Origin of the sequence: Companilactobacillus mishanensis (genome assembly GCF_003946505.1) — a bacterium.
GTDB classification, from domain to species: Bacteria; Bacillota; Bacilli; order Lactobacillales; family Lactobacillaceae; genus Companilactobacillus; species Companilactobacillus mishanensis.
On record NZ_RHON01000001.1, the window covers coordinates 291,965 to 313,215 of the forward strand.

Consider the following 21,251-nt stretch of genomic DNA (forward strand, 5'->3'; position numbering starts at 1 on the left):
GTATATACATATTTGATGCCAAAACTAATATTTTGCTCACATTTATTAATATTTAATTAAAAAAAGAAGCCCTCAAAGTTAATTTGAGATAGCTTCTTTTTTTTCATTATTTTTCAGCGTTTTCTGAAACTTCTATACCTAATTCCTGTAATTGAGCATCTGAAACTCGTGCAGGTGCATGAGTCATTGGTTCGGTAGCATTTGAATTCTTAGGGAATGCTATAACATCTCTAATATTTTCCTTACCAGAAAGTAGCATGGCAAATCTATCTAGACCAATTGCCAACCCACCATGTGGTGGACAACCATAAGTCAAGGCATCCATTAAATAACCGAACTCGGCATTTGCTCTTTCGGGAGTGAAATCAAGAGCCTTAAGCATTTTTTCTTGAATTTCACGGTTGTGGATACGAATCGATCCACCACCCAGTTCATAACCGTTCAAGACGATATCATAACTTTGAGCATATGCTTTATGTGGATCCTCGCCATCATTTAAGAAATGAACATCTTCTTCGTTAGGCATTGTAAATGGATGATGAGCTGCTGTCCATCTTTGAATTCCTTCGTCATATTCGAATAATGGCCAATTTACAACCCAAACATAAGCAAATTCATTTGGATCATAAAGTTTAAGCTCTTTAGCAATAGCAGTTCTCAAGTAACCTAATGCATCGGCAACAACTTTTTTCTTATCTGCGACGAACAGAACTAGATCATTATTCTCTAATCCTAGACGTTCAACTAAATCATCTTCATGAGAAGTGATGAATTTAGCAACAGGACCAGTTAGCTTGTCTTCATTATATTTTACCCAAGCCAATCCTTTGGCACCAAAGCGTTTGATATATTCAGTATAAGTATCGATATTCTTACGTGAATATTTGTCAGCATTATTTTTTACAACAATTGCTTTGACCTCTCCACCGTTATCGATTGCGCCTTTGAAGACTTTGAATTCTGAATCTGCAAAAATATCATTTAAGTTTTGTAGTTCCATTCCAAAACGTACGTCGGGTTTATCAGAACCAAAACGGGCCATTGCATCGTCCCATTCAATTCTTGGGAAAGGTAATTTAACATCAATACCCTTTTCATCTTTCATAACACGAGCAATCAATCCCTCTGTTACGGTTTGAATCTCTTCAGCAGACATAAAACTTGTTTCAATATCGATTTGAGTGAATTCTGGTTGACGGTCTCCACGTAGATCTTCATCACGGAAACAGTGAGCCAATTGGAAGTAACGGTCAAAACCACCGACCATCAATAGTTGTTTAAATAGTTGTGGTGATTGTGGTAATGCGTAAAAGCTGCCTGGATAAACTCTAGATGGTACTAAATAATCACGAGCACCTTCTGGAGATGATTTTCCAAGGTTTGGAGTTTCAATATCAATAAATCCGTTATCGTACAAGTATTCGTTTACGGAATGCTTGATTTGAGCACGTGTTCTGATAGCTTTTTGCATTTCAGGACGGCGGAAATCTAAGTAACGATATTTAAGTTTCGTTTCCTCAGTTGTATCAATATCATCAGCAATTTCGAAAGGTGGAGTTTTGGATTTATTCAGGATTTCAATTTTTTCAACTACAACTTCGATCTTACCGGTTTTCATATGTGGATTAACTGCTTTTTCACCACGTTCTCTAACTGTACCGATAACATTGATGACATATTCTGAACGAAGCGTTTCTGCTTTGGCAAAAATATCACTGTCGTCATTATTAAATACCAACTGAACAATTCCACGATAATCACGGAGGTCAACGAAAATCAATCCACCTAAATCACGACGTCGTTGAACCCATCCATCTAAGGAAACAGTTTTACCAACGTATTGCTCATCAATATTTCCACAATAATCTGTTCTTTTTTCCATTATTTATCCTCGATTTTCTTAAGTTCTTCAGATAATTTTTCTAGTGATACAGCATGTTCTTCACTAGTAGCCATATTTTTGACATTTGCTGTATCATTTTCTAACTCATTATCACCGATAGTAACTGTGTACTTAGCATTAAGGTTATTTGCTGTCTTAAATTGAGCCTTTGTTTTGCGTTGTAAATAATCTTTATCTGCTGAAAAACCAGCTTTTCTTAACTCTGACAAAATCTTTACAGATGCTTTTTCGGCTTTTTCACCGATTGTAACTAGATAGATGTCTAAGTTCTTTGAAAGATCTAAATCTTTATCCAACAACAACAATAATCTTTCAACACCTAATCCAAAACCAATACCGGGTGTTTCTGGACCACCTAATTCTTCGACTAATCCGTTATATCTTCCACCAGCTAAAACTGTGATTTCTTTATTATTGAAAGCTGGATCAGTCACCATGAATTCAAAAATAGTATGGTTGTAATAATCCAAACCACGGACCATTGTTGGATCTACTTCGTAGTTAACATTCAAGTCATCAAGTAGGTTTTTCAAATACTCAAATCTTTCTCTAGATGAATCATTAAGGTAATCCAAAATAGATGGAGCATCAGCCACAAATTTTTGGTCATTTTTATCTTTACTATCTAAAATTCTCAAAGGATTTTTCTCTAAACGAACCTTTGAGTCATCACTTAATTCATCCTTAAATGGCGTAAAATAATCTACTAAAGCTTGATGATAGTTCTTTCTTGATTCGGGATCACCTAATGTATTGATAGCCACTTTTAGGTTTTTGATACCCAATTCATTTAAAAACTCCAAGCCCATTGAAATTACTTCAACATCTAGCTCGGGAGAATTCGATCCGAATGCTTCAACACCAATTTGGTGAAATTGACGTTGACGACCTGATTGTGGACGTTCATATCTAAACATTGGACCCTTGTACCAAACCTTGTAAGGCTTGATATGTTCAGGACCATAAAGCTTATTTTCAACGAACGCACGAACGACTCCTGCTGTTCCTTCGGGACGAAGTGCAAGATGACGGTCACCTTTATCTTTAAAATCATACATTTCCTTTGACACGATATCTGAAGTATCTCCAGATGATCGTTCAAAAACTTCATATGATTCAAAAATCGGTGTTCGGATTTCAGAAAAACGATATCTATTGAAGACATTCTTTGCTACATCTTCGACATATTGCCATTTACTTGATTCATCAGGCAAAATATCCATTGTTCCTTTTGGTTTTTGATAACGCATATATATACTCCTTCAAATAAAAAAGCATCCTTGTCATGAATGAGACAAGGGTGCTTTTGGCACGGTACCACCTAGTTTTTTTCTACAGTTAACGCCTGCCATACGTTTTTGATTCGTCACTCAAATTGTTTACTGTCTGTTCTCAGCTCTCAGACTCTCTGTGAAGTAAAGTGTATTTGATTAAATAACATAGTTATAAACTAATCAAAAACAGCCCTCTTGTCAAGTTTCACTTGAAAAAATAGCACAATTAAATTATCAAATTTTCCATAAAATTGGAGTTTGATTCCCACATGTTGTTGAAAATTTAGTACTATATAAAGTATGAGAAAAACTGTCTTTAGTTCATGGCGCAAAAAAGGAATGTTTTATATGAAAAAATTTTGGAACTTTTTGAAAAAATATAAAATAATCGTCGCCGTCATCTTTTTGATCTGTATTTCAAGTTGGTCAACTATTGCTTTAGCAAATGCTAATGCTGTTAATGTGAAATCTGATTCTGTCAACGTCAGAGTTGGCCCTGGCCTATCTTATGCAAATATGGGGCAAGTAAAAAAAGGTGATAAGTTATCGATAATATCCGAAAAAAATAAATGGTATGAGGTCAGACTTGCCGGTGACAAAATCGGCTGGGTCGCTAGTTGGTTACTGGATAATACTGATGTGAGTTCAACCACCAATAAAGTTGGAATCATTAAAGTTCAGAATACGACTGTCTTCAAAAATGCTGATGCTACCAGTGCCGTACTCGGAACTATCTCCCAATCAGATAAAGTTACAATTATGTACCAAGAAAAAGATTGGACTCAAATACTGTATAAAGGTACCGCTGGATGGGTCAAAACTGAATTCATTCAAGGAACTCAAGAAACATCCGGTGAAAGCACTTCTTCGAAATCATCCAACAGCAGCGATATAAAGAAGGTTACCGTTACACAACCAAGTACGAAATTGAGAATTGATCCTAATTCCAATGGTCGAATAGTCAAAACTGTTAATGTTGGAAAATCATTTGATTACCTTGGCAAAAATGGTAAGTGGTATAAAGTTCGTGATAGCGACGGTTCAGTTGGATACGTGGCTAGCTGGGTAGTCACTGTTACCGGTACTAAAGACGCTGTCAAATCTGCAGCAACCAATATATCAGAAGCAACAATCGTTATTGACCCTGGTCATGGTGGCACAGATGTTGGTGCTGAATCTAAGAAAAAAACCTATGAAAAGAACTTCACCTTAGCCTATGCACAAGAAATCAAAAAGCAACTTCAAAAGACTGGTGCAAGAGTTATCTTGACTAGAGATGGAGATGCCACCAAATCACTAGGAAATAGAGCTAGACTTTCAAGTAAAATTGAAGCCGATGCGTACATCAGTTTACATTTTGATTCTTCCACATCCGCAGATGCTGGCTCTGGTATCACCACCTATTACTATGAAAATAGTAAAGATGGCAAACTGGCAACTAGTTTAAATGATCAACTAAAGGCGCTGAAAATTAAGAATCGTGGTACTCAACAAAAAGATCTTTACGTTCTGCATTACAATAGTCAGCCTTCCGTTTTACTTGAATTAGGCTATATAAATTCAAAATCTGACTATAAACATATCAATTCAGAAGCATATAAAGAACAAGTCGCAAGAGCTGTTACTGCTGGATTGAAAAATTATTTTCAATAAATAATAAAGCACAATTCGAATTTTTCGAATTGTGCTTTTTTTTAGATAATATTTTTAATTTCAGCTAATGAACCAATCGTATATTCTTGTGAATAATCTCCACCAATTTCGTCTAACAAGATTGTATGCGCATTGATAGAATGCCCAAAATCAATATCAATTTTTCTGTCTCCAATAACATAAATATCATCAGAATCTAATTGATATTTTTCCATCAGATAATCCAACATATTGGAATCGGGTTTTCGCTCAAAGTTATCAGCAACACTGACGATTTCTTCAAAGAATTGGCTGATCTCTAAGTTCTTCGCAATTTCATGAATAGATTCATCTCGATGCGTAATAATAAATTGTCTATCCCCTGCCTCACTCAAGTATTTTAAAGCTTGTAGTGCATGCGGCAACAATTGGATTCTATCTTGATATTTTCTTTCTATCAATTTGTAATCTTCATAGAAGATTTTGACATTTTTAGCAACATCCTGGCTATAATGATCATCATCCGAAAACAATTCATTCACATATTTTCTGATTGATGTCTCTTTGATATCCTTGTAAATCGTATCCCTTGAAAGTTCAATATCAAAATTATTCTTCAGGGATTCTTGTACTGCAATTACCATCCCTGGATAACTATTGGCAATGGTTCCGTCGAAATCCCATACTATATTTTTCATTTTTATCGCTCCATTAAAATGGTCACTGGCCCATCATTAGTCAAATCAATTTGCATATCAGCACCAAATTCCCCAGTTTCAACTTGTAAACCATGGTTTGCAAGCGCTTGGTTGAACTGATCATATTTATTTTTAGACGTTTCAAAATTTCCGGCGCCAGTAAAACTCGGTCTGTTTCCATGTTTTGTATCAGCGTACAAAGTAAATTGAGAAATGGATAATATTTTTCCACCCACATCTAAAATGGACAAGTTCATCTTATCATCTGAGTCAGAAAATATTCTCATATTAGCAACTTTTCTCGCCATATATTCAATTGTTTCATCGTTGTCTTCATCAGCAAAAGCAACCAACAAACAAAATCCTTGATCAATTTGACCAAGGATTTTGTTATCTACAGATACTTTAGCTTGTGAGACACGTTGGATAACTAATTTCATTATTCAATCGTCCTTTTAATTTGATAAACATCAGGAACACTATTCAGTTTTGAAATGATTTGATCCAGATGTGCTTTATTATTAACACCAACACTCACATGAACGACTGCCATTTTATCCTTATCGATTCGGCCGTTAACATTGTTGAGTGCATTCGTCGTTGAATTGATAACTTGAAGAATATCGTTGATCAATCCATTTCTATTAAATCCATAAATATCTAGTTCAGCAATATAACGTTTCTCGCTAGTAACATTGTCCCAGCTCACTTCAATAAAACGACGTTTAGCTTCTTCACTTTGAACATTTGGACAATCAGCACGATGGATCGTTAATCCTCTACCCTTTGTAATATATCCGACAATTTCATCACCAGGAATAGGGTTACAACATTTTGCTAACCGAATCAGTAAGTTGTCGATGCCTTGAACAGAGATACTGTTATTAACGTTACTACGCTCTTTTTGGATCTTATTTTGAACGTATTCACTCGGAGCTTTCTTAGTATCTTTATCTTCGTTAGTGATAACTTTTTCTTCGAGTTCCTTACGTTCGGCTTCTTTTTTATTCTCAGGATCCTCATTGACAAGCTTATGTACAACGTTCAGTGGCGACAATTCACCATATCCCACTGCATTAAACAATTCATCAACATCAGTATAGTTAAAGCGCTCAACCGCACTCTCCAAATGAGATTTATCTAAAAACTTTTTGGCTGATAACGATTGATTTTTTAATTGATCTTCAATCATTTCACGACCTAAAACAATATTCTCTTCACGATCTTTGATTCTAAAATATCGTTTGATTTTATTTCTAGCACGTGATGTATAAACTAGTTTTACCCAATCACGACTTGGTTTGGCATTGGCGGATGTCAACATTTCAACAATGTCACCATTCTTCAGCTGATAGTTCAGCGGAACCATTCTGCCATTTATCTTTGCGCCGACTGAGTGGCTTCCAACTTCAGTGTGGACCTGATAGGCAAAGTCCAAAGGAACTGAGCCCTTTGGCAATTCAATAACTTCACCTTGTGGAGTAAATACGTACACCCTGTCATTAAAGATTTCACCTTTAACTGATTTCATGAAGTCAGCAGCATTATCAGAGTTTTCTTGTAATTCAAGAATTTCACGGAAAACTTCAATCTTTTGTTCATCATCGTCTAGATGAACGCCATCAAAATTACCTTCTTTATATGCCCAATGCGCTGCAACACCATATTCAGCCACATCGTGCATTTTATGAGTTCTGATCTGAACTTCAAGTGGTTGACCACCAGGACCAATAATCGTTGTGTGGAGTGATTGGTAGCCGTTTGTCTTTGGAACAGCAATATAATCCTTAAAACGTCCAGGAATAGGTTTCCACTTTGAGTGGATCGACCCCAAAACTGCATAACAATCCTTGACTGTGTCAACGACAATACGAATTGCCAATAAGTCATACAATTCAGAAAATTGTTTGTGCTTATCACGCATCTTCTTATAAATAGAATAAATGTGTTTTGGACGACCATAAATATCGTACTTGATACCTAATGAATCGACGCTGGTCTTGATGTAATCGATTGCTTCAGTAATATATCCTTCACGCTCTTCACGTTTACTATTCATCAAATGAACAATTCGATAGTACTGTTGTGGATTGATATATTGAAGAGACAAATCTTCCAATTCCCATTTGATCTTACTGATACCTAAACGATCAGCTAGTGGAGCATAAATCTCCAAAGTTTCAGTCGCAATTCGGCGTTGCTTATCTGGTCGTAACGCCTTTAATGTCCGCATATTATGTAGTCTATCAGCTAATTTGACCATAATGACACGGAGATCTTTTGCAGTGGCAATCAGCATCTTACGGTGATTTTCAGCCAATAGCTCTTGATGGGAATGATATTTATATTTACTAATTTTGGTAACACCGTCAACAATTGTTGCGACTTGTTCACCAAATAGCTCTTGGACATCCCCGAGAGTAATATTGGTATCTTCGACTACGTCATGTAAATATCCCGCAGCGACAGTGTATGGATCCATATGAAGAGAGGCTAAAATTTGTGCAACTTGAGTAGGATGAATGATGTATGGTTCGCCTGTAGCACGTTTTTGTTCCTTGTGTACATATGCAGCAAAGTTATAGGCTTTATTGACAAACTCCACATGTTCATCGTTCATATATTCTCGACAAATATCGAGAACTTCCTCAGGAGTATAATCTTCTCTTTTTTTCATCCTAATCACTCCTCTTTCTTACAACAAAAAGCACTCATTGAGTGCTTTTAATTATATATCATTATCTTGTATTACAAAATAAAACACAATTACTTTTTATCATCGAATAAGAAATATATCAAAATACTTAATACTAAATAAATACCAGCCAAAAAATAACCATATTTCCCGTATTTAGCGAATACACTGACGACAAAAATTATCGGAAAAATTACTAAATTATAAAATGACAATTGATATTTTTTTGCGAACCAGCCGATAAATGCAGAAAAGAACACATTGATAATAAAGAATAGGAATATTATTCGATTACTTCTACCCAAATGAAACAAATTGAATAATATTGGCACAATGAATACCAATACTATTGAGATTAATGCAATATAAGTCGTTTTAGATTTTTTTACTTCATTCCAGAGATTCTTCAAAATTTATTCCTCATTCATTCGTAATTCATAATTATAGGATAGCACTGATAGTAGGTACATGGGAGCAGTTTCAGCTCTCAGAATCCTTGGTCCTAATCCAACAGAAGTGTAACCAGCATCTTGAAGCAAGTTGACTTCATCGGGAGAAACTCCACCTTCTGAACCAAATACACCAATTACTGATTTAATTTCATTAGTCAGTGAACGATCAAGTGCACTAGTTTCACCATTCTTGGCTGATTCTTCGTAGGCAAGTAATTTACAATCTGCATCCAACTTGGTCAAATCCGCAAATTTATTTAAGTATGACACCTTAGGAATCATCCGACGTTTCGACTGTTGGGCAGCATTTTTGGCAATTTCTTGAAGTCTTTCCAGTTTTCGGTCGACTACATTACCTTTCCAAGTCATAACTGAATACTGCGAATTGAAAAATACGATGTCAGTCGCACCTAACTCTGTAGATTTCTGAGTGATCCATTCAACCTTGTCCTTTTTGGATAACGCACAAGCAATAGTTACTTTAATAGGAAGTTCCGTTGTGGCAATGTCACTTTTTTTAACATCAAAAATTGCCGTTTTTCCCACTACATTGGCTAAAGTCGCTTCAAATAAATTTGTATTATTGTCTACTAAATAAATTACATCTCCAAGTTGGTGACGTAATACGGTAATAATGTGATGAAATTGTTCCTTATCATCTAATATGTACGAATCTTGATCAATTGTTGTATCAACGAAGTATTGCTCCATCTTGCGCCTCGATGTCTTTTATTCTTTTAACGATCATGGTTGACCATCCTTGTAAATGGAAAACCTCTAGAACACCAAACCCTAAATCTTTTAATTTGTCAGTGATCATTTGTTCTTTTTCATTAATGATACCAGATAATACAACGAAACCATCATTATTCAAATGTGATTCTATGTCTGGAATAAACTGCATTATTATGTCTGCCAAAATATTAGCAACAATGACATCAACTTTTCCATCAACACCATCAAGAAGTGAATTTTCGAAAACTTTAATGTCAGTACAATCATCATTTAATTTCAAATTTTCACGAGCAGCTTCAACTGCCTCTGGGTCCAAATCAAAAGCTGTTATATCTTTAACGCCTAATTTTCTGGCTTGGATAGATAAAATTCCTGAACCAGTTCCGACATCATAAAGTGAGTCTGCATCACCTAGTATCAATTCTAGTGCTTGCATACAAGTATATGTCGTAGCGTGAGTACCAGTTCCAAAGGATTTACCAGGATCCATTACGATCAGCTTTTCATCATCATGCTTAGGTTGGTAATCGACCCAATTTGGCACGACAGTCAGATATCTAGATAAGTGAACTGGATGGTAATACTGCTTCCAATTATTTTCCCAATCAGCATCGTCCATTTTAGTTTGTTTAATATTTATTTTTGAAGTATCAAAGCCATAATTCTTCAAATCGTCAATTTCAGCCTTAAGATTTTCAACAAATTCAGGTTTAAAGTCATCCTCACTGAAATAGGCATTTACAGTTACGAATGGTAATTTGGGCTTTTTATCGTAAACCTCACCGTATTTACCAAACTCGCCTTCAAATTGTATAGAGGAATCATCGTTATCAATTATTTCAGTCCCCTGTGCACCAACCTTCATCAGAACATCTGAAATAATCTCTTCGTCAAAATCATTTGGGATCTCAACACTTATTTTTTGCCATTTCATATAATTATCCTCCATATTACGTTACTTATAAGATTACTAGATAAATGACATAAAAAAAAGACGTTATAAGAAACGTCCGTTAAATTAAATCAATTCCAATGGATTTAACAAATGAATTTTCTGACTTGATCACCTTACATTTGGCTGTCTTAAGGTAACCCTTATCAAATGTATTTTTGTCTAAATCCATACATTTTAAGCTTTCAATCAGATTAATAAAGTAATTGTTTAAACTTCTTTCAATTCGAGAGTTTTGTAAATTATGTTTTTCGATGAAGGATTCACATAGCTTAACAAAGTTTTTGACATTTAATAAGAAATTATCAGTTAGTCTCGAATATGTTTCATAAGTCAATGCTTCTCCTCGGTCGATCAAACTCATTGTTTTATAGTACTCGCTAAAAACTTCACGATAAGTCACAAATCTTTCTAAAAATACATTTCTTTCAAGAATAGCTGTTTTGTTAGTCATAATGTCACCTCTTATTTTCGTTTTTTATAATATATCATAATTATTTCTTATAATAAAGATTATTTTTAACTAATTATATAATTATTTCACATTATGACTAATTTATTCTTATTTTGACTTATCTTGTTGAGAATCCAGACCTGTCGCTCTTTTCCGCAAGGATTCATTATTTTTAAATAATTTTTGTGCTTCACTTAGTTTTTCTGGACTGTTTTTTATTTCGTTAGAAATCTTGGAAAAGTCATTATCAGCTGGATCAATTTCTTGTTTCTTTTTACTAAAAAAGCTCATTTTCTTATTTCTCCTTTATATTTCCAAGTAATTATTATATAACAACAGTAATAATCGAGAGATTTTTTATTAAATATTTCTCAGCTAGGATTAAATTCATTCATATACAAATGGTTCTAAAGCTTTACAAGTTTGATATGATTATATAGAAAGATTCATTAAAATATTTATCAAAGATGCGGTGATTATTATGGGTAAAAAGAAAAAAGTATCAAAAACACTTGTTGAAAAGATACTTGATAAAGAAAAAGTCGAATATATCCCTACAATGTTTGAAACTGAAACCAAAGGCGACACACAAGAAATAGTTACAAACGAGAACGAACGTGAGGGGTATAAAATTTATAAAACCCTAGTGTTGACAGGAAACAAGACCGGTCCCCTTGTTGGCATGGTAGCACTAGACAAACATGTTAGCTATAAAAAGCTCGCAAAGCTTTCAGGCAATAAAAAAATAGGAATGGTTCCATTAAAAGATCTTGTTAAAACAAGTGGCTTCGAACATGGTGCAAATAGTCCGGTAGGAATCCACTCTTTGCATAACTACCCTATTTACTTCGATAATGAAGCCGATAAAGCGGATAAAATTGTTGTCTCCGCCGGAAAAGTTGGTTATTCTCTGATTGTTGAACCACACGATTTAGCAAAAGTTGTTAATGCAACATTTGGAGATTTTGCGGTAGTTGAACCTGAATAAGGCATTAAAAAAGGGTTAGATCATTATGATCTAACCCTTATATATTAAGCAGCTTTTTGTTTTAAATTATTGATTGCTTGTTCGATGGTTGTACCATTGCCATAGATGTTGCTATCTTTAATATCAACTGCTGTGAATAATTGATCCTTCATGTCTAAAAGAATTCTATATTTCATATTATTCACGCCTCCTTTATGTTCCGTATTTCTGAGAGGTAGCGATAAAGGTTACTATACTCCGATATAATTTAAAGTCAACAAATATCTTGACTTTGCAATAGAATGGATTATGATATTCTAACAATCTGATTTATAAAGGAGAACATTAATTGCTAGATACATTCTTAGGACTTATTAAATGGTTCTTGATTCTTGCAGTTGTCGCAACATTATTCATATACATAGGCATCCCCATTATTACCGTTGTAGCTGCTGTGGGACTTTGCTACTACTTATATCGCAAATTTAGATTGGCCCGTCAACGTGCCCGCTTCACACCAGAAGGACGCAGAAAAGTAAATTAAACACAAATGACACTCAATTATTGAGTGTCATTTTTTAGTATGTTTTGATTTGTCAGCCGTGGCGGAAATAACGTATAACATTAGTCCAATCAAAATATATATTATTGAGGATTGTCTGGAAAACCAATTGAACAGCAGGCTTAATATGCCGACCGCAACCAACAAATATCCTATCCAACGATCAATTTTCATTAATAAATTCATGTAATCACCACATTCCAATATTGTGTAGATAATGATAAGATTCAATACTTTTTCATTTATTTAATATTATACTTAACAGTATACAGATATTAAACATCAAATACTGGAGGCATTTTATATGGAGAAAGCGGAGAGATTATCTATTTTAGACGACGTTATTAAATTGAATACTGTTAACGGCAATGAAGTCCTGGTTGCAAACTACTTAAAATCATTGTTTGAAAAGCATGATATACCTGTCGAGCTAGATGAAGTTGATCCAAAAAGAGTTAATTTGATTGCCACTCTCAAAAATAATGACAAGGGACCAATCTTAGGATTTACCGGACATGAAGATGTTGTCGACCCAGTTGAAGAGGACAAATGGATCTATGGACCTTTTAATCCAAAACACATCGACGGAAAAATCATTGGTCGTGGTGCTGCAGATATGAAAAGTGGATTGTCTGCACTTGCTATTGCCTTGATTGAACTGAAAGAGGATTCCGATTTTAACGGCAACATTAAATTCATGGCAACCGTCGGTGAAGAAAAAGGCGAAATCGGTGCCAAACAATTATCTAAAAAAGGTTATGCGGATGATTTGAGTGCTTTGATCGTCGGCGAACCAAGTAATGGATCGTCTCAATTAGTGATCAATAAATTAGTTGGTAGTGGAATGTTGAATATTGCACAACCAAACCCAGATAAATTTGGCCGTCACTCATTCTTTGCCGCTCACAAAGGTTCAGTCGACTATCGAGTAATTTCTCATGGTAAAGCAGCTCATAGTTCAATGCCTCAAGCTGGTATCAATGCTTTGGATAATTTGATTGCTTACTATAATGAACAAAAGAAGTATTTCCAGACTTTAACATCAGCTGAAGACGATATGCTTGGTAAAACAATTCCAGCAGTAACAGTTATGAACGCCGGTGATCAACCAAACACAATTCCAGATTATGCAGAAATGGGTGTTAAATTAAGAACTATCCCTGAATTCAATAACGACAAAATCATTGAAGAAATTCAAAACTTGATCAATAAAATGAACGATGCCGATCCTAAAATGAATCTTGAATTAGTTGTTGATAGTAGTAACTGGCCGGTAAAGACTGACTTAAATTCTAAATTAGTTAAAATTGGTCGCGATGTTTACGAAAATATTTGGAAACAAAAGAATGTCGTCGTTGGTGCACCTGGTGGTACAGATGCTTCGCAATTTGTTGCCGCAAATCACAATTTAGATGTTATTGTTGCAGGTCCCGGTAACGAAAGTGCCCATCAGATAAATGAATATGTTTTCGAAGATGATTACTTACAATATATTGAAATTTACAAGCAGATTGCTAAAAAATATTTAGCATAATAAAATAAAAGCCCTCACTCTGATAGTTTTTCTATCAAGACGTGAGAGCTTTTTTAATTGAACTATTTTTTCATGGCAGTAGGAACAAATAGCCACAAAAATAACAAAGCTTTTATGATAGCAGAAATCCAGAGAATCCCAACTTAGCATAATAAAATTTCATCATATTTGATTGCCTACTTGATCTTTACGCATGGTCAACTGAATACGATTGCGAGTTTCATCAACGTTTAATACCCAAACGGTGACGATATCACCTATTGTTACTACGGTACTTGGGTCACTAACATATCTGTCTGCTAGTTGTGAAATATGAACTAATCCATCTTGCTTAACGCCGATATCAACGAAAGCACCAAAATCAATTACATTTCGGACTGTTCCCTGAAGTTCCATACCGGGTTTGAGATCAGACATTTTTAAGACGTCTTGTCTGAGCAATGGCGCCGGCATGCTATCTCTGAGGTCTCGCCCTGGTTTGCTTAATCCTTCAATGATATCAGTAAGAGTTTCTTCACCAATATTCAGCTTTTGAGCCCATTCATATTTATTTACTTTAACTAAACTTTGAGTAAGCTCAGTAGTACCAATCATTTCAGGAGACATTCCGATCCCTTTTAATAATTTTCGTGTGGCAGTATAACTTTCGGGATGAATATCAGTATTGTCGATAGGATTGTTTCCAGAAATAATTCGCAAAAATCCAACTGACTGTTGATAAGCCTTAGGACCCAGTCGCGGAACTTCTTTTAATGATTTACGGTCTTCAAAAGCACCGTTCTCATTTCTAAAATTAACGATGTTTTTCGCAGTAGTCGTAGTTAAACCAGAAATATGAGTCAGCAATTCGGGACTTGCAGTATTAACATTGACTCCGACTTGATTAACAGCTGTTTCTACGACTCTATCTAATTGCTGGTCCAGATCTTTTTCAGGAACGTCATGCTGATACTGACCTACTCCAATTGCTTTAGGATCAACTTTGATCAATTCTGCCAAAGGATCTTGCAAGCGACGGCCAATACTAATTGCTGAACGCTCTTCAACATGAAGATCTCCAAATTCTGAACGAGCATTTTCACTAGCAGAATATACTGAAGCACCCGCTTCATTAACAATTACATAATAAATAGGTCGTTTGATTGTTTTTAAAATCCCACTGACAAACTCTTCAGATTCTCGACTTGCGGTACCATTCCCGATAGCAATCATTTCAACTTGATAATCTTCAAGTAACTTTTTAAATTCTATGCTTGCCTCGGCTCGCTTCTCATCACTGGCAGGCTTATGTGGATATATCACCTGCTTAGTTAAAAATCGGCCATTTGCGTCTACGATTGCTAGCTTACAACCTGTTCTATATGCTGGATCAAAGCCCATGACGATTTTGCCCTTCAGTGGAGATACCATCAAAAGGTGATACAAGTTACTGCCAAAAATTTGTATTGCATGTTCACTTGCCTCGTCAGTAAGCTTTCGGCGAATTTCTCTTTCAATTGCTGGTCCTAGAAAACGCTTATACGCATCGTCAAAGGCTTCTTTAATTTTTACAACAGCTGGACCCTGATGATTACCGACTATTTGAGCATATCCGTGATTTAGAATTACATCAGTATCAATCAAAATACCGACTGTTAATATTTTCTCACGTTCTCCACGGTTAATTGCCAAAACTCGGTATTGTGGAATCTGCTTCAGTGGTTGTTGAAAGTCGTAATATGTTTCGTAAGTTTGACCTTCATCCTTTTCTTTAGCACTCCGTTTTACTTTACTGACCAATTCACCATTTTGCCATGTGTATCTTCTGATCCATTCACGAAAACTGGCATTGTCACTGAATTTCTCGGCTAATATTTCATTGACACCTGCCCATACTGACTCAATATCAGGCAATTTTTTATTTACATCAATAAAGGATCTAGCTTTGACATTCAAGTCTTCAGAAGGGAAACTCATCAACCAATTAGCTAAAGGCTCTAATCCAGCCGCGCGAGCAATGCTGGCTTTAGTCTGCTTCTTTTGCTTGTAGGGAAGATACAGATCCTCAACCTGTTGCATTAAAGTTGCATCTTCAAGTTGTTTTTTTAAATTAGGAGTCAATTTCCCTTGTTCTTGAATCAACTTAATAACGTCATTGCGACGTTGATTTAATTTCATTAAGCGATTTGCTTCATCCTCAATGTCTCGAATTTGGACTTCGTCTAAAGTCCCTGTACGTTCCTTACGATAACGTGCAATAAATGGTACTGTGTTGCCTTCATCTAATAATTCCAGAACGGATTGAATTTGTTGAACTTTGTACTGGCCCAATTGTCGATGAACGGGTTTAGCAAAATCGGTTAAATTATTGTCTGATATATTTACCACGGTGTTATCCTCCAGTTTTAATCCAATTGAATCTTTATTCGTCTAATAAAAATTGACTTAAAATTACGATTCTAAGTCCAAATGTAAATCATACTTTTTTTGAAACAACGCTAACGATTATATCATTTTTTATCTCAAAATCTTAATCCAAGAATTGACTATCTTCATCGATAATTATTAATATTTGATTATATAAGTAAAAAGCAAAAATGAATTTTCAATATACAAGTGAATAAATAATCAACTATACAAAAACAGAATAGAGACACTGAACAAGGTCGAGTAAAATCAGACATAGGTACTACAATATCTATCTAAAAGGAGTTCTTATGTTAGGTTTAACAATGATGATTATTGGTCTTTTAGTGGCAGTTATACCAATATTTTGGATATTCACAAAAGACAAAACAAATTCAAAATTCACCCCATCTAAAAAATCAGTAAAATACTTTACTGCATTAAGTATTATGCTTCTAGCATCTTCTGGAGTATTAATGGTATTGAACATGAAACAAAGCAATGAAATCAAGGCAACCTCAATCAGGCAACAACAGGAAAAGAAAAAAGAAAATAATGATCCAAACATTTCAGATAGCAAAGCACAAATTAAGAAAATAAATGATGAGATTGCTAGTTCTTTGAAAGATGACCAAAATCATTTGACGGGAAAAAGTGATGTTGATCCTGGTTACAAGTTTTCTGACAAAGTTGAATCAATCAAGTATTTAGGTAACAAGAAAATCATCGTACAAGTCAATAAAGAATTCTTATCACTAGATAATGCTCAAAAGAAATCGGTCATTGATTCTGCACAAGAATGTGGAGTTGGTGGAATCATGATTGCTGCCGGTCCAATTTCAAACGATAACCTCAAAAAAGGACTTTACTCAACGGTTAAATTTGGAAAAACTGATGTTGGTCATTCCAAGAAATCAAATTTCAAGGAATACAAATGGTCAGACAATATTAGTAAGTAGAAAAAAGGTCACGAATACGAATTCGTGACCTTTTTGATTATCTAACATACTTGTATTTATTTGTATAAGTAATTTCTTTATTTGCAGGCAATATGATATCACCAAAATCTTTATGATTTATCGCGTCTGGAAGAGTTTGAAGTTCCATTGCTAAACTATTATATTCACGTTTATCAGCTTTCTCAGCATCATTAGGATTGGCAGTAAAAATCACAATTCCATTACGGTCAGAATATAATTCAACTTTTCTACCATCACCACTGACGCTGGCAACTGGGGTTTTTGAATTTCCAGTAACATAGCAATCATCAAATTCGACTTTTTGATTTTCTTCTTTCAAATCACTCAGACCCTTGCCAATGGTCTTAGGTGTTCTGAAATCATATCCAGTGGTCATAGGCAGCTTCCTACCAGTTGGGACCTTGTCACCATAAATTGCTAGAAATTCATCTGCATTGATCTGCAACTTCTGTTCCATGACATTTGATGTGTCATCACATACATTGAAGTACACGTGACAAGTGGGATTGAATAATGTATCAGCATTACTTTTACCTTGATATTCAATTGTTACTTCATCATTTTTACTCAATGAATATGTAATTTGTAATTCCAAATCACCGGGAAATTCATCATCTGAACTCCTCATTGTGGTTGAGAAAGTGACACTGTTGTTCTTTTCATCAACTGTACCAACAAAATTATGAGTCTGAATACCTTTGACTCCGCCATGCAATAAATTGTCGCCTTCATTGGCGGATAAATGGAATTCCTTGTTTCCAATGGAGAACTTGGCATTACCAATTCGTCCGGCGACCCGTCCGACTGTTTTTCCAACTTGGTAAGGATTATCAACATAATCATTAACGTCATCATAATGGGCAATCAATGAATGCGTTACACCATCTTCTACTACTTCAAAGTTTTGCCAAGTAGCAGCATAACTCATCACACTTATTTTTGTTTTATGGGAATTCTCGATTGTATAAAGCTTTACGTCTTCACCATCGACTTGCCCAAAATTTCTGACTGAAATCGTCATTAATGTTCCCCTACTTTCATTGCGGCTTTAATGTTAGCCAGAGTTAATTGAGTCGTATCTGTAAAATTAATATCTGCCTCATGTAAAATCTTTGGATCACCAATACCAACAGATGTTTCACCGGCTGCATTGATTGATTCTACACCGACTTTTGCATCTTCGATCCCGATACATTGCTCAGGTTTATATCCAAGTACTTCTGCACCACGAGCAAATATTTCTGGATCTGGTTTCCCATGTTTCAAAGTCGTAGGATCAACACGTTTTTCAAAGTATTTGGCCAAACCTAATTGTTCCAAAACTAATGGAGAATTTTTTGATGCAGATGCTAAAGATAATCTATAATCATTTTCTTCTAAAGTTTTCAAGAAATCAGAAATACCCGGTAAAATCGCAGAAGCGTTCATATTTTTCAACAAACTTAAATAATTAGTATTCTTTTTAGCAGCATATTTCTCTTTTTCTTCTTCTGTATAGGCATTTTCTTTGCCGCCAGTTTTAAGAATCAAATTAAGTGAATCCATACGGCCGACACCTTTGAGGTTTTCAGCTAAGTCATCACTCCAAGCAACACCTAATTCGTCGGCAAGTTGATGCCATGCCTTTGAGTGGTATACAGAAGTATCAGCAATAACGCCATCTAAATCGAATACGAAACCTTTAATGTCTTCAAATTTAACCATTTTCTTACTCCCTTTCAAAAAAGGTGCCTGAATTAAATAACTCAGACACCAATCAATAATTAATTAGTTTGCAATGAATCCAATGTAGTTGGTTTTCCATCAACGAGAATGTCTAGCGGATCGCCAGAAATCAATTCAAAATGTGAGCCTTGCTTGTCCACTGATACCTCGATAACACGGCCTCTAAACACTTGTCTAAATGAATAGCTGTCCCATTTCTTAGGTAAGAAAGGTTTGTAACTCAATGTATCGTTATGAACACGCATTCCAGCAAAACCTTGAACCATGGCAATCCAGCCACCAGTCATAGAAGTTATATGTAAACCATCTACGGTGTCATTATTATAGTTATCTAAGTCTAGTCTAGCTGTTCTTTCATAGAATTCAACCGCTTTCTTTTCGTAATGAAGGTCAGCCGCCATAACTGAATGAATTGCTGCAGATAAACTTGATTCATGAACTGTCATTGGTTCGTAGAAATCAAAATTATGTTTCTTTTGTTCAGGAGTAAATTCATCAATAAAGTCGTACATAACTTGAAGAACATCCCCTTGTTTAATATATGGTGAACGAAGGATTTTGTCCCATGACCAATGTTGATTGATTGGTAATTGATCCTTTGGAATTGCACTCACTGGTTCCAAATCTTTGTCGAGGAATCCATCATGTTGAACAAAAATATCCAAGTCTTTGTCGTATGGAAGATACATTTTATCAATAATATCTTGCCATTTTGCCTTTTCCTCGTCTGAAACATTCAATGCTTTGGCTTGATCAGCAGAAACTTCTTTGAGGATCTCCAATGTATACTTGAGTGTCCATTGTGCCAAATAGTTGGTATTCCAGTTATTATCAACATTATTTTCGTATTCATCTGGTCCAGTGACACCGTGGATCATGTACTGATTGTTGCGTTTACTAAAGTGAACGCGATCAGCCCAAAATCTCGATATCTCTGTTAATACCTTTGAACCCTCATTTAGAACATATGATTTGTCACCGGTATATCTAGTGTAATTATAGATAGCAAATGCGATGTCACCATTTCTATGAATTTCTTCAAAGGTGATCTCCCATTCGTTATGGCATTCGATTCCGTTGAATGTAACCATTGGGAATAATGCACCTTTTAGTCCTTGTTCTTGGGCATTGATATAAGCACCATCTAATTGTTTATATCTATACATCAACAAGTTACGAGTAACTTCTGGTTTTGTGATCCCCAAGTAAACTGGAACGGCAAATGCTTCAGTATCCCAGTATGTTGCCCCACCATATTTCTCACCGGTGAATCCTTTTGGCCCGATATTCAAACGGGCATCATCACCATAATAGGTAGTAAATAAACCGAACAAGTTGAATCTCATACCTTGTTGAGCTTCAGTGTCACCCTCGATTTTTACGTCAGACTGTTCCCAACGTTCTGCCCAAATGTTTTCATGTGCAGTCAATAATTCATCGTATGACTGGCTTGAAATCTTAGCAGACAAATCATTCATTGCTGAAATTAATTCGTCCTGCGAATCGTAGTCACGAGAAGTTACAACTATTACACGTTTTTCGATCGTTGCGACTTCATCTTTATTCAATTTACCTGAGAAAGTAATGGAAGTCTCAGTGTCGCCAACATTCTCATCTGTCTTTTCTAAGCTGGTCACATATCCTGCTTGCATACCTGAAGTAAAACGAGGAGTACCAAAATCATTGGCCTTTGTTTCGGCTACTAAGCTGTCTTCATCAATATGTCTGACTTCCCAAAAATGTTCATCATAATTAGCATCTTCATTTTTAACATTTGAATCTAATGCGGAAATGACCTCAATCTTCACTTCAGCATCAGATAAATTTTTGATATCTACTTTTTGAACGGATAATTCTTTTTGGGCTACACTCAAAAATCTTTCAAAATTGAATTGAACTTTTGCGGCACCTTTAGTTACTACGAACGAACGTACCAAAACTCCATTTTTCAAATTCAGATCCAAATCAAAGTCAGTAAATTCATCATTTGCCAAATCTAATTTTGAACCATTGATCATGAAATTCATTTTGATGAAATTAACGGCATTGATAACTTTTCCAAAATATTTGGGATAACCATTTTTCCACCAACCGACACGAGTTTTGTCAGGATACCAAACACCACCAATATAAATACCAGGTAATGAATCGCCTGAATAATCTTCATCGAAGAATCCACGCATGCCCATATAACCATTTCCAAGGCTGGTCATTGACTCTTGTAATCTCTTATCCTCTGGCTTAAATTCGTGAGTTGAAACATTCCAAGGTTGAACTTCGAAAATTCTCTTCATTTTAAATTT

General features: G+C 35.3%; 20 protein-coding genes. 5 read left to right on the forward strand and 15 right to left on the reverse strand.

All coding sequences use genetic code 11. The features are described 5' to 3' along the window. Positions 1 to 106: 106 nt before the first annotated feature. Positions 107 to 1,882 carry an aspartate--tRNA ligase gene (aspS, locus tag EKM63_RS01400; RefSeq protein ID WP_125702974.1) on the reverse strand — a complete coding sequence of 592 codons (1,776 nt, stop codon included), beginning with the start codon at positions 1,880 to 1,882 and terminating at the stop codon, positions 107 to 109. After that, positions 1,882 to 3,153, reverse strand: coding sequence for a histidine--tRNA ligase (gene hisS, locus EKM63_RS01405; RefSeq protein WP_125702976.1), 1,272 nt, complete (start codon positions 3,151 to 3,153; stop codon positions 1,882 to 1,884). The genes aspS and hisS overlap by 1 nt, the downstream gene beginning before the upstream one ends. Positions 3,154 to 3,525: 372 nt before the next feature. Between hisS and EKM63_RS01410 the strand changes: the two genes are divergently transcribed. Further along, entirely contained in the window at positions 3,526 to 4,830 is a 1,305-nt protein-coding gene (locus EKM63_RS01410; RefSeq protein ID WP_125702978.1) for an N-acetylmuramoyl-L-alanine amidase, read from the forward strand. A gap of 41 nt (positions 4,831 to 4,871) precedes the next feature. Here the strand turns inward: EKM63_RS01410 and EKM63_RS01415 are convergent, their stop codons facing one another. The 8 genes from EKM63_RS01415 to EKM63_RS01450 all read right to left on the reverse strand — a co-directional run bounded on the left by EKM63_RS01415 (position 4,872) and on the right by EKM63_RS01450 (position 11,086). Then, complete coding sequence (locus EKM63_RS01415; protein ID WP_125702980.1) at positions 4,872 to 5,507, reverse strand: HAD-IA family hydrolase; 636 nt, start codon at positions 5,505 to 5,507, stop codon at positions 4,872 to 4,874. A gap of 2 nt (positions 5,508 to 5,509) precedes the next feature. Next, entirely contained in the window at positions 5,510 to 5,947 is a 438-nt protein-coding gene (dtd, locus tag EKM63_RS01420; RefSeq protein WP_125702982.1) for a D-aminoacyl-tRNA deacylase, read from the reverse strand. Continuing rightward, entirely contained in the window at positions 5,947 to 8,184 is a 2,238-nt protein-coding gene (locus EKM63_RS01425) for a RelA/SpoT family protein (protein ID WP_125702984.1), read from the reverse strand. The genes dtd and EKM63_RS01425 overlap by 1 nt, the downstream gene beginning before the upstream one ends. 89 nt (positions 8,185 to 8,273) lie before the next feature. Beyond that, positions 8,274 to 8,612 carry a hypothetical protein gene (locus EKM63_RS01430; RefSeq protein ID WP_125702986.1) on the reverse strand — a complete coding sequence of 113 codons (339 nt, stop codon included), beginning with the start codon at positions 8,610 to 8,612 and terminating at the stop codon, positions 8,274 to 8,276. Positions 8,613 to 8,615: 3 nt separating this feature from the next. After that, positions 8,616 to 9,365: an RsmE family RNA methyltransferase gene (locus EKM63_RS01435; protein WP_125702988.1), complete on the reverse strand. Its 750-nt coding sequence runs from the start codon at positions 9,363 to 9,365 to the stop codon at positions 8,616 to 8,618. Continuing rightward, on the reverse strand, positions 9,346 to 10,323 hold the full coding sequence (gene prmA / locus EKM63_RS01440; protein WP_164504878.1) for a 50S ribosomal protein L11 methyltransferase: 978 nt from the start codon (positions 10,321 to 10,323) through the stop codon (positions 9,346 to 9,348). The genes EKM63_RS01435 and prmA overlap by 20 nt, the downstream gene beginning before the upstream one ends. Before the next feature lie 79 nt (positions 10,324 to 10,402). Then, positions 10,403 to 10,795: a hypothetical protein gene (locus EKM63_RS01445; RefSeq protein ID WP_125702992.1), complete on the reverse strand. Its 393-nt coding sequence runs from the start codon at positions 10,793 to 10,795 to the stop codon at positions 10,403 to 10,405. A 108-nt stretch (positions 10,796 to 10,903) separates the two neighbouring features. Next, complete coding sequence (locus EKM63_RS01450) at positions 10,904 to 11,086, reverse strand: hypothetical protein (protein WP_125702994.1); 183 nt, start codon at positions 11,084 to 11,086, stop codon at positions 10,904 to 10,906. 190 nt (positions 11,087 to 11,276) lie between these two features. Here EKM63_RS01450 and EKM63_RS01455 point away from each other — a divergent pair, with 190 nt between their 5' ends. After that, positions 11,277 to 11,783 carry a YbaK/EbsC family protein gene (locus EKM63_RS01455; RefSeq protein ID WP_125702996.1) on the forward strand — a complete coding sequence of 169 codons (507 nt, stop codon included), beginning with the start codon at positions 11,277 to 11,279 and terminating at the stop codon, positions 11,781 to 11,783. Positions 11,784 to 11,827: 44 nt separating this feature from the next. Here EKM63_RS01455 and EKM63_RS11520 read toward each other — a convergent pair whose 3' ends face one another. After that, a complete protein-coding gene (locus tag EKM63_RS11520) occupies positions 11,828 to 11,959 on the reverse strand; it encodes a hypothetical protein (RefSeq protein WP_263852848.1) in 132 nt (43 codons plus the stop codon). 152 nt (positions 11,960 to 12,111) lie between these two features. On the opposite strand from EKM63_RS11520, the gene EKM63_RS01460 reads away from it, so the two are divergent. After that, positions 12,112 to 12,306, forward strand: a complete 195-nt coding sequence (locus EKM63_RS01460) for a hypothetical protein (protein WP_125702998.1) — start codon at positions 12,112 to 12,114, stop codon at positions 12,304 to 12,306. 322 nt (positions 12,307 to 12,628) lie between these two features. Beyond that, positions 12,629 to 13,858, forward strand: coding sequence for a M20/M25/M40 family metallo-hydrolase (locus EKM63_RS01465; protein WP_125703000.1), 1,230 nt, complete (start codon positions 12,629 to 12,631; stop codon positions 13,856 to 13,858). 162 nt (positions 13,859 to 14,020) lie between these two features. On the opposite strand, the gene EKM63_RS01470 is transcribed toward EKM63_RS01465, so the two are convergent. Then, complete coding sequence (locus EKM63_RS01470; RefSeq protein WP_125703002.1) at positions 14,021 to 16,225, reverse strand: Tex family protein; 2,205 nt, start codon at positions 16,223 to 16,225, stop codon at positions 14,021 to 14,023. Between the two features lie 329 nt (positions 16,226 to 16,554). Here EKM63_RS01470 and EKM63_RS01475 point away from each other — a divergent pair, with 329 nt between their 5' ends. Then, a complete protein-coding gene (locus tag EKM63_RS01475; RefSeq protein WP_125703004.1) occupies positions 16,555 to 17,202 on the forward strand; it encodes a hypothetical protein in 648 nt (215 codons plus the stop codon). Positions 17,203 to 17,239: 37 nt separating this feature from the next. On the opposite strand, the gene EKM63_RS01480 is transcribed toward EKM63_RS01475, so the two are convergent. From EKM63_RS01480 to EKM63_RS01490, 3 genes are read right to left on the reverse strand one after another with little or no spacing between them, the layout of a single operon-like run. Then, the gene (locus EKM63_RS01480; protein WP_125703006.1) at positions 17,240 to 18,244 is read right to left on the reverse strand and encodes an aldose epimerase family protein; all 1,005 of its coding nucleotides are present in this window, start codon (positions 18,242 to 18,244) and stop codon (positions 17,240 to 17,242) included. Then, positions 18,244 to 18,927: a beta-phosphoglucomutase gene (gene pgmB, locus EKM63_RS01485; RefSeq protein WP_125703008.1), complete on the reverse strand. Its 684-nt coding sequence runs from the start codon at positions 18,925 to 18,927 to the stop codon at positions 18,244 to 18,246. Before pgmB ends, EKM63_RS01480 begins: the two co-directional genes overlap by 1 nt. A 59-nt stretch (positions 18,928 to 18,986) precedes the next feature. Continuing rightward, positions 18,987 to 21,242, reverse strand: a complete 2,256-nt coding sequence (locus EKM63_RS01490) for a glycoside hydrolase family 65 protein (protein WP_125703010.1) — start codon at positions 21,240 to 21,242, stop codon at positions 18,987 to 18,989. Positions 21,243 to 21,251 lie beyond the last annotated feature (9 nt).

What these genes read in the sequence shown, in the direction of transcription:
- aspS (WP_125702974.1), bottom strand. Translation starts at nt 1,882, where the DNA reads ATGGAAAAAAGAACAGATTATTGTGGAAATATTGATGAGCAATACGTT.
- hisS (WP_125702976.1), bottom strand. Translation starts at nt 3,153, where the DNA reads ATGCGTTATCAAAAACCAAAAGGAACAATGGATATTTTGCCTGATGAA.
- EKM63_RS01410 (WP_125702978.1), top strand. Translation starts at nt 3,526, where the DNA reads ATGAAAAAATTTTGGAACTTTTTGAAAAAATATAAAATAATCGTCGCC.
- EKM63_RS01415 (WP_125702980.1), bottom strand. Translation starts at nt 5,507, where the DNA reads ATGAAAAATATAGTATGGGATTTCGACGGAACCATTGCCAATAGTTAT.
- dtd (WP_125702982.1), bottom strand. Translation starts at nt 5,947, where the DNA reads ATGAAATTAGTTATCCAACGTGTCTCACAAGCTAAAGTATCTGTAGAT.
- EKM63_RS01425 (WP_125702984.1), bottom strand. Translation starts at nt 8,184, where the DNA reads ATGAAAAAAAGAGAAGATTATACTCCTGAGGAAGTTCTCGATATTTGT.
- EKM63_RS01435 (WP_125702988.1), bottom strand. Translation starts at nt 9,365, where the DNA reads ATGGAGCAATACTTCGTTGATACAACAATTGATCAAGATTCGTACATA.
- prmA (WP_164504878.1), bottom strand. Translation starts at nt 10,323, where the DNA reads ATGAAATGGCAAAAAATAAGTGTTGAGATCCCAAATGATTTTGACGAA.
- EKM63_RS01445 (WP_125702992.1), bottom strand. Translation starts at nt 10,795, where the DNA reads ATGACTAACAAAACAGCTATTCTTGAAAGAAATGTATTTTTAGAAAGA.
- EKM63_RS01450 (WP_125702994.1), bottom strand. Translation starts at nt 11,086, where the DNA reads ATGAGCTTTTTTAGTAAAAAGAAACAAGAAATTGATCCAGCTGATAAT.
- EKM63_RS01455 (WP_125702996.1), top strand. Translation starts at nt 11,277, where the DNA reads ATGGGTAAAAAGAAAAAAGTATCAAAAACACTTGTTGAAAAGATACTT.
- EKM63_RS11520 (WP_263852848.1), bottom strand. Translation starts at nt 11,959, where the DNA reads ATGAAATATAGAATTCTTTTAGACATGAAGGATCAATTATTCACAGCA.
- EKM63_RS01465 (WP_125703000.1), top strand. Translation starts at nt 12,629, where the DNA reads ATGGAGAAAGCGGAGAGATTATCTATTTTAGACGACGTTATTAAATTG.
- EKM63_RS01475 (WP_125703004.1), top strand. Translation starts at nt 16,555, where the DNA reads ATGTTAGGTTTAACAATGATGATTATTGGTCTTTTAGTGGCAGTTATA.
- EKM63_RS01480 (WP_125703006.1), bottom strand. Translation starts at nt 18,244, where the DNA reads ATGACGATTTCAGTCAGAAATTTTGGGCAAGTCGATGGTGAAGACGTA.
- pgmB (WP_125703008.1), bottom strand. Translation starts at nt 18,927, where the DNA reads ATGGTTAAATTTGAAGACATTAAAGGTTTCGTATTCGATTTAGATGGC.
- EKM63_RS01490 (WP_125703010.1), bottom strand. Translation starts at nt 21,242, where the DNA reads ATGAAGAGAATTTTCGAAGTTCAACCTTGGAATGTTTCAACTCACGAA.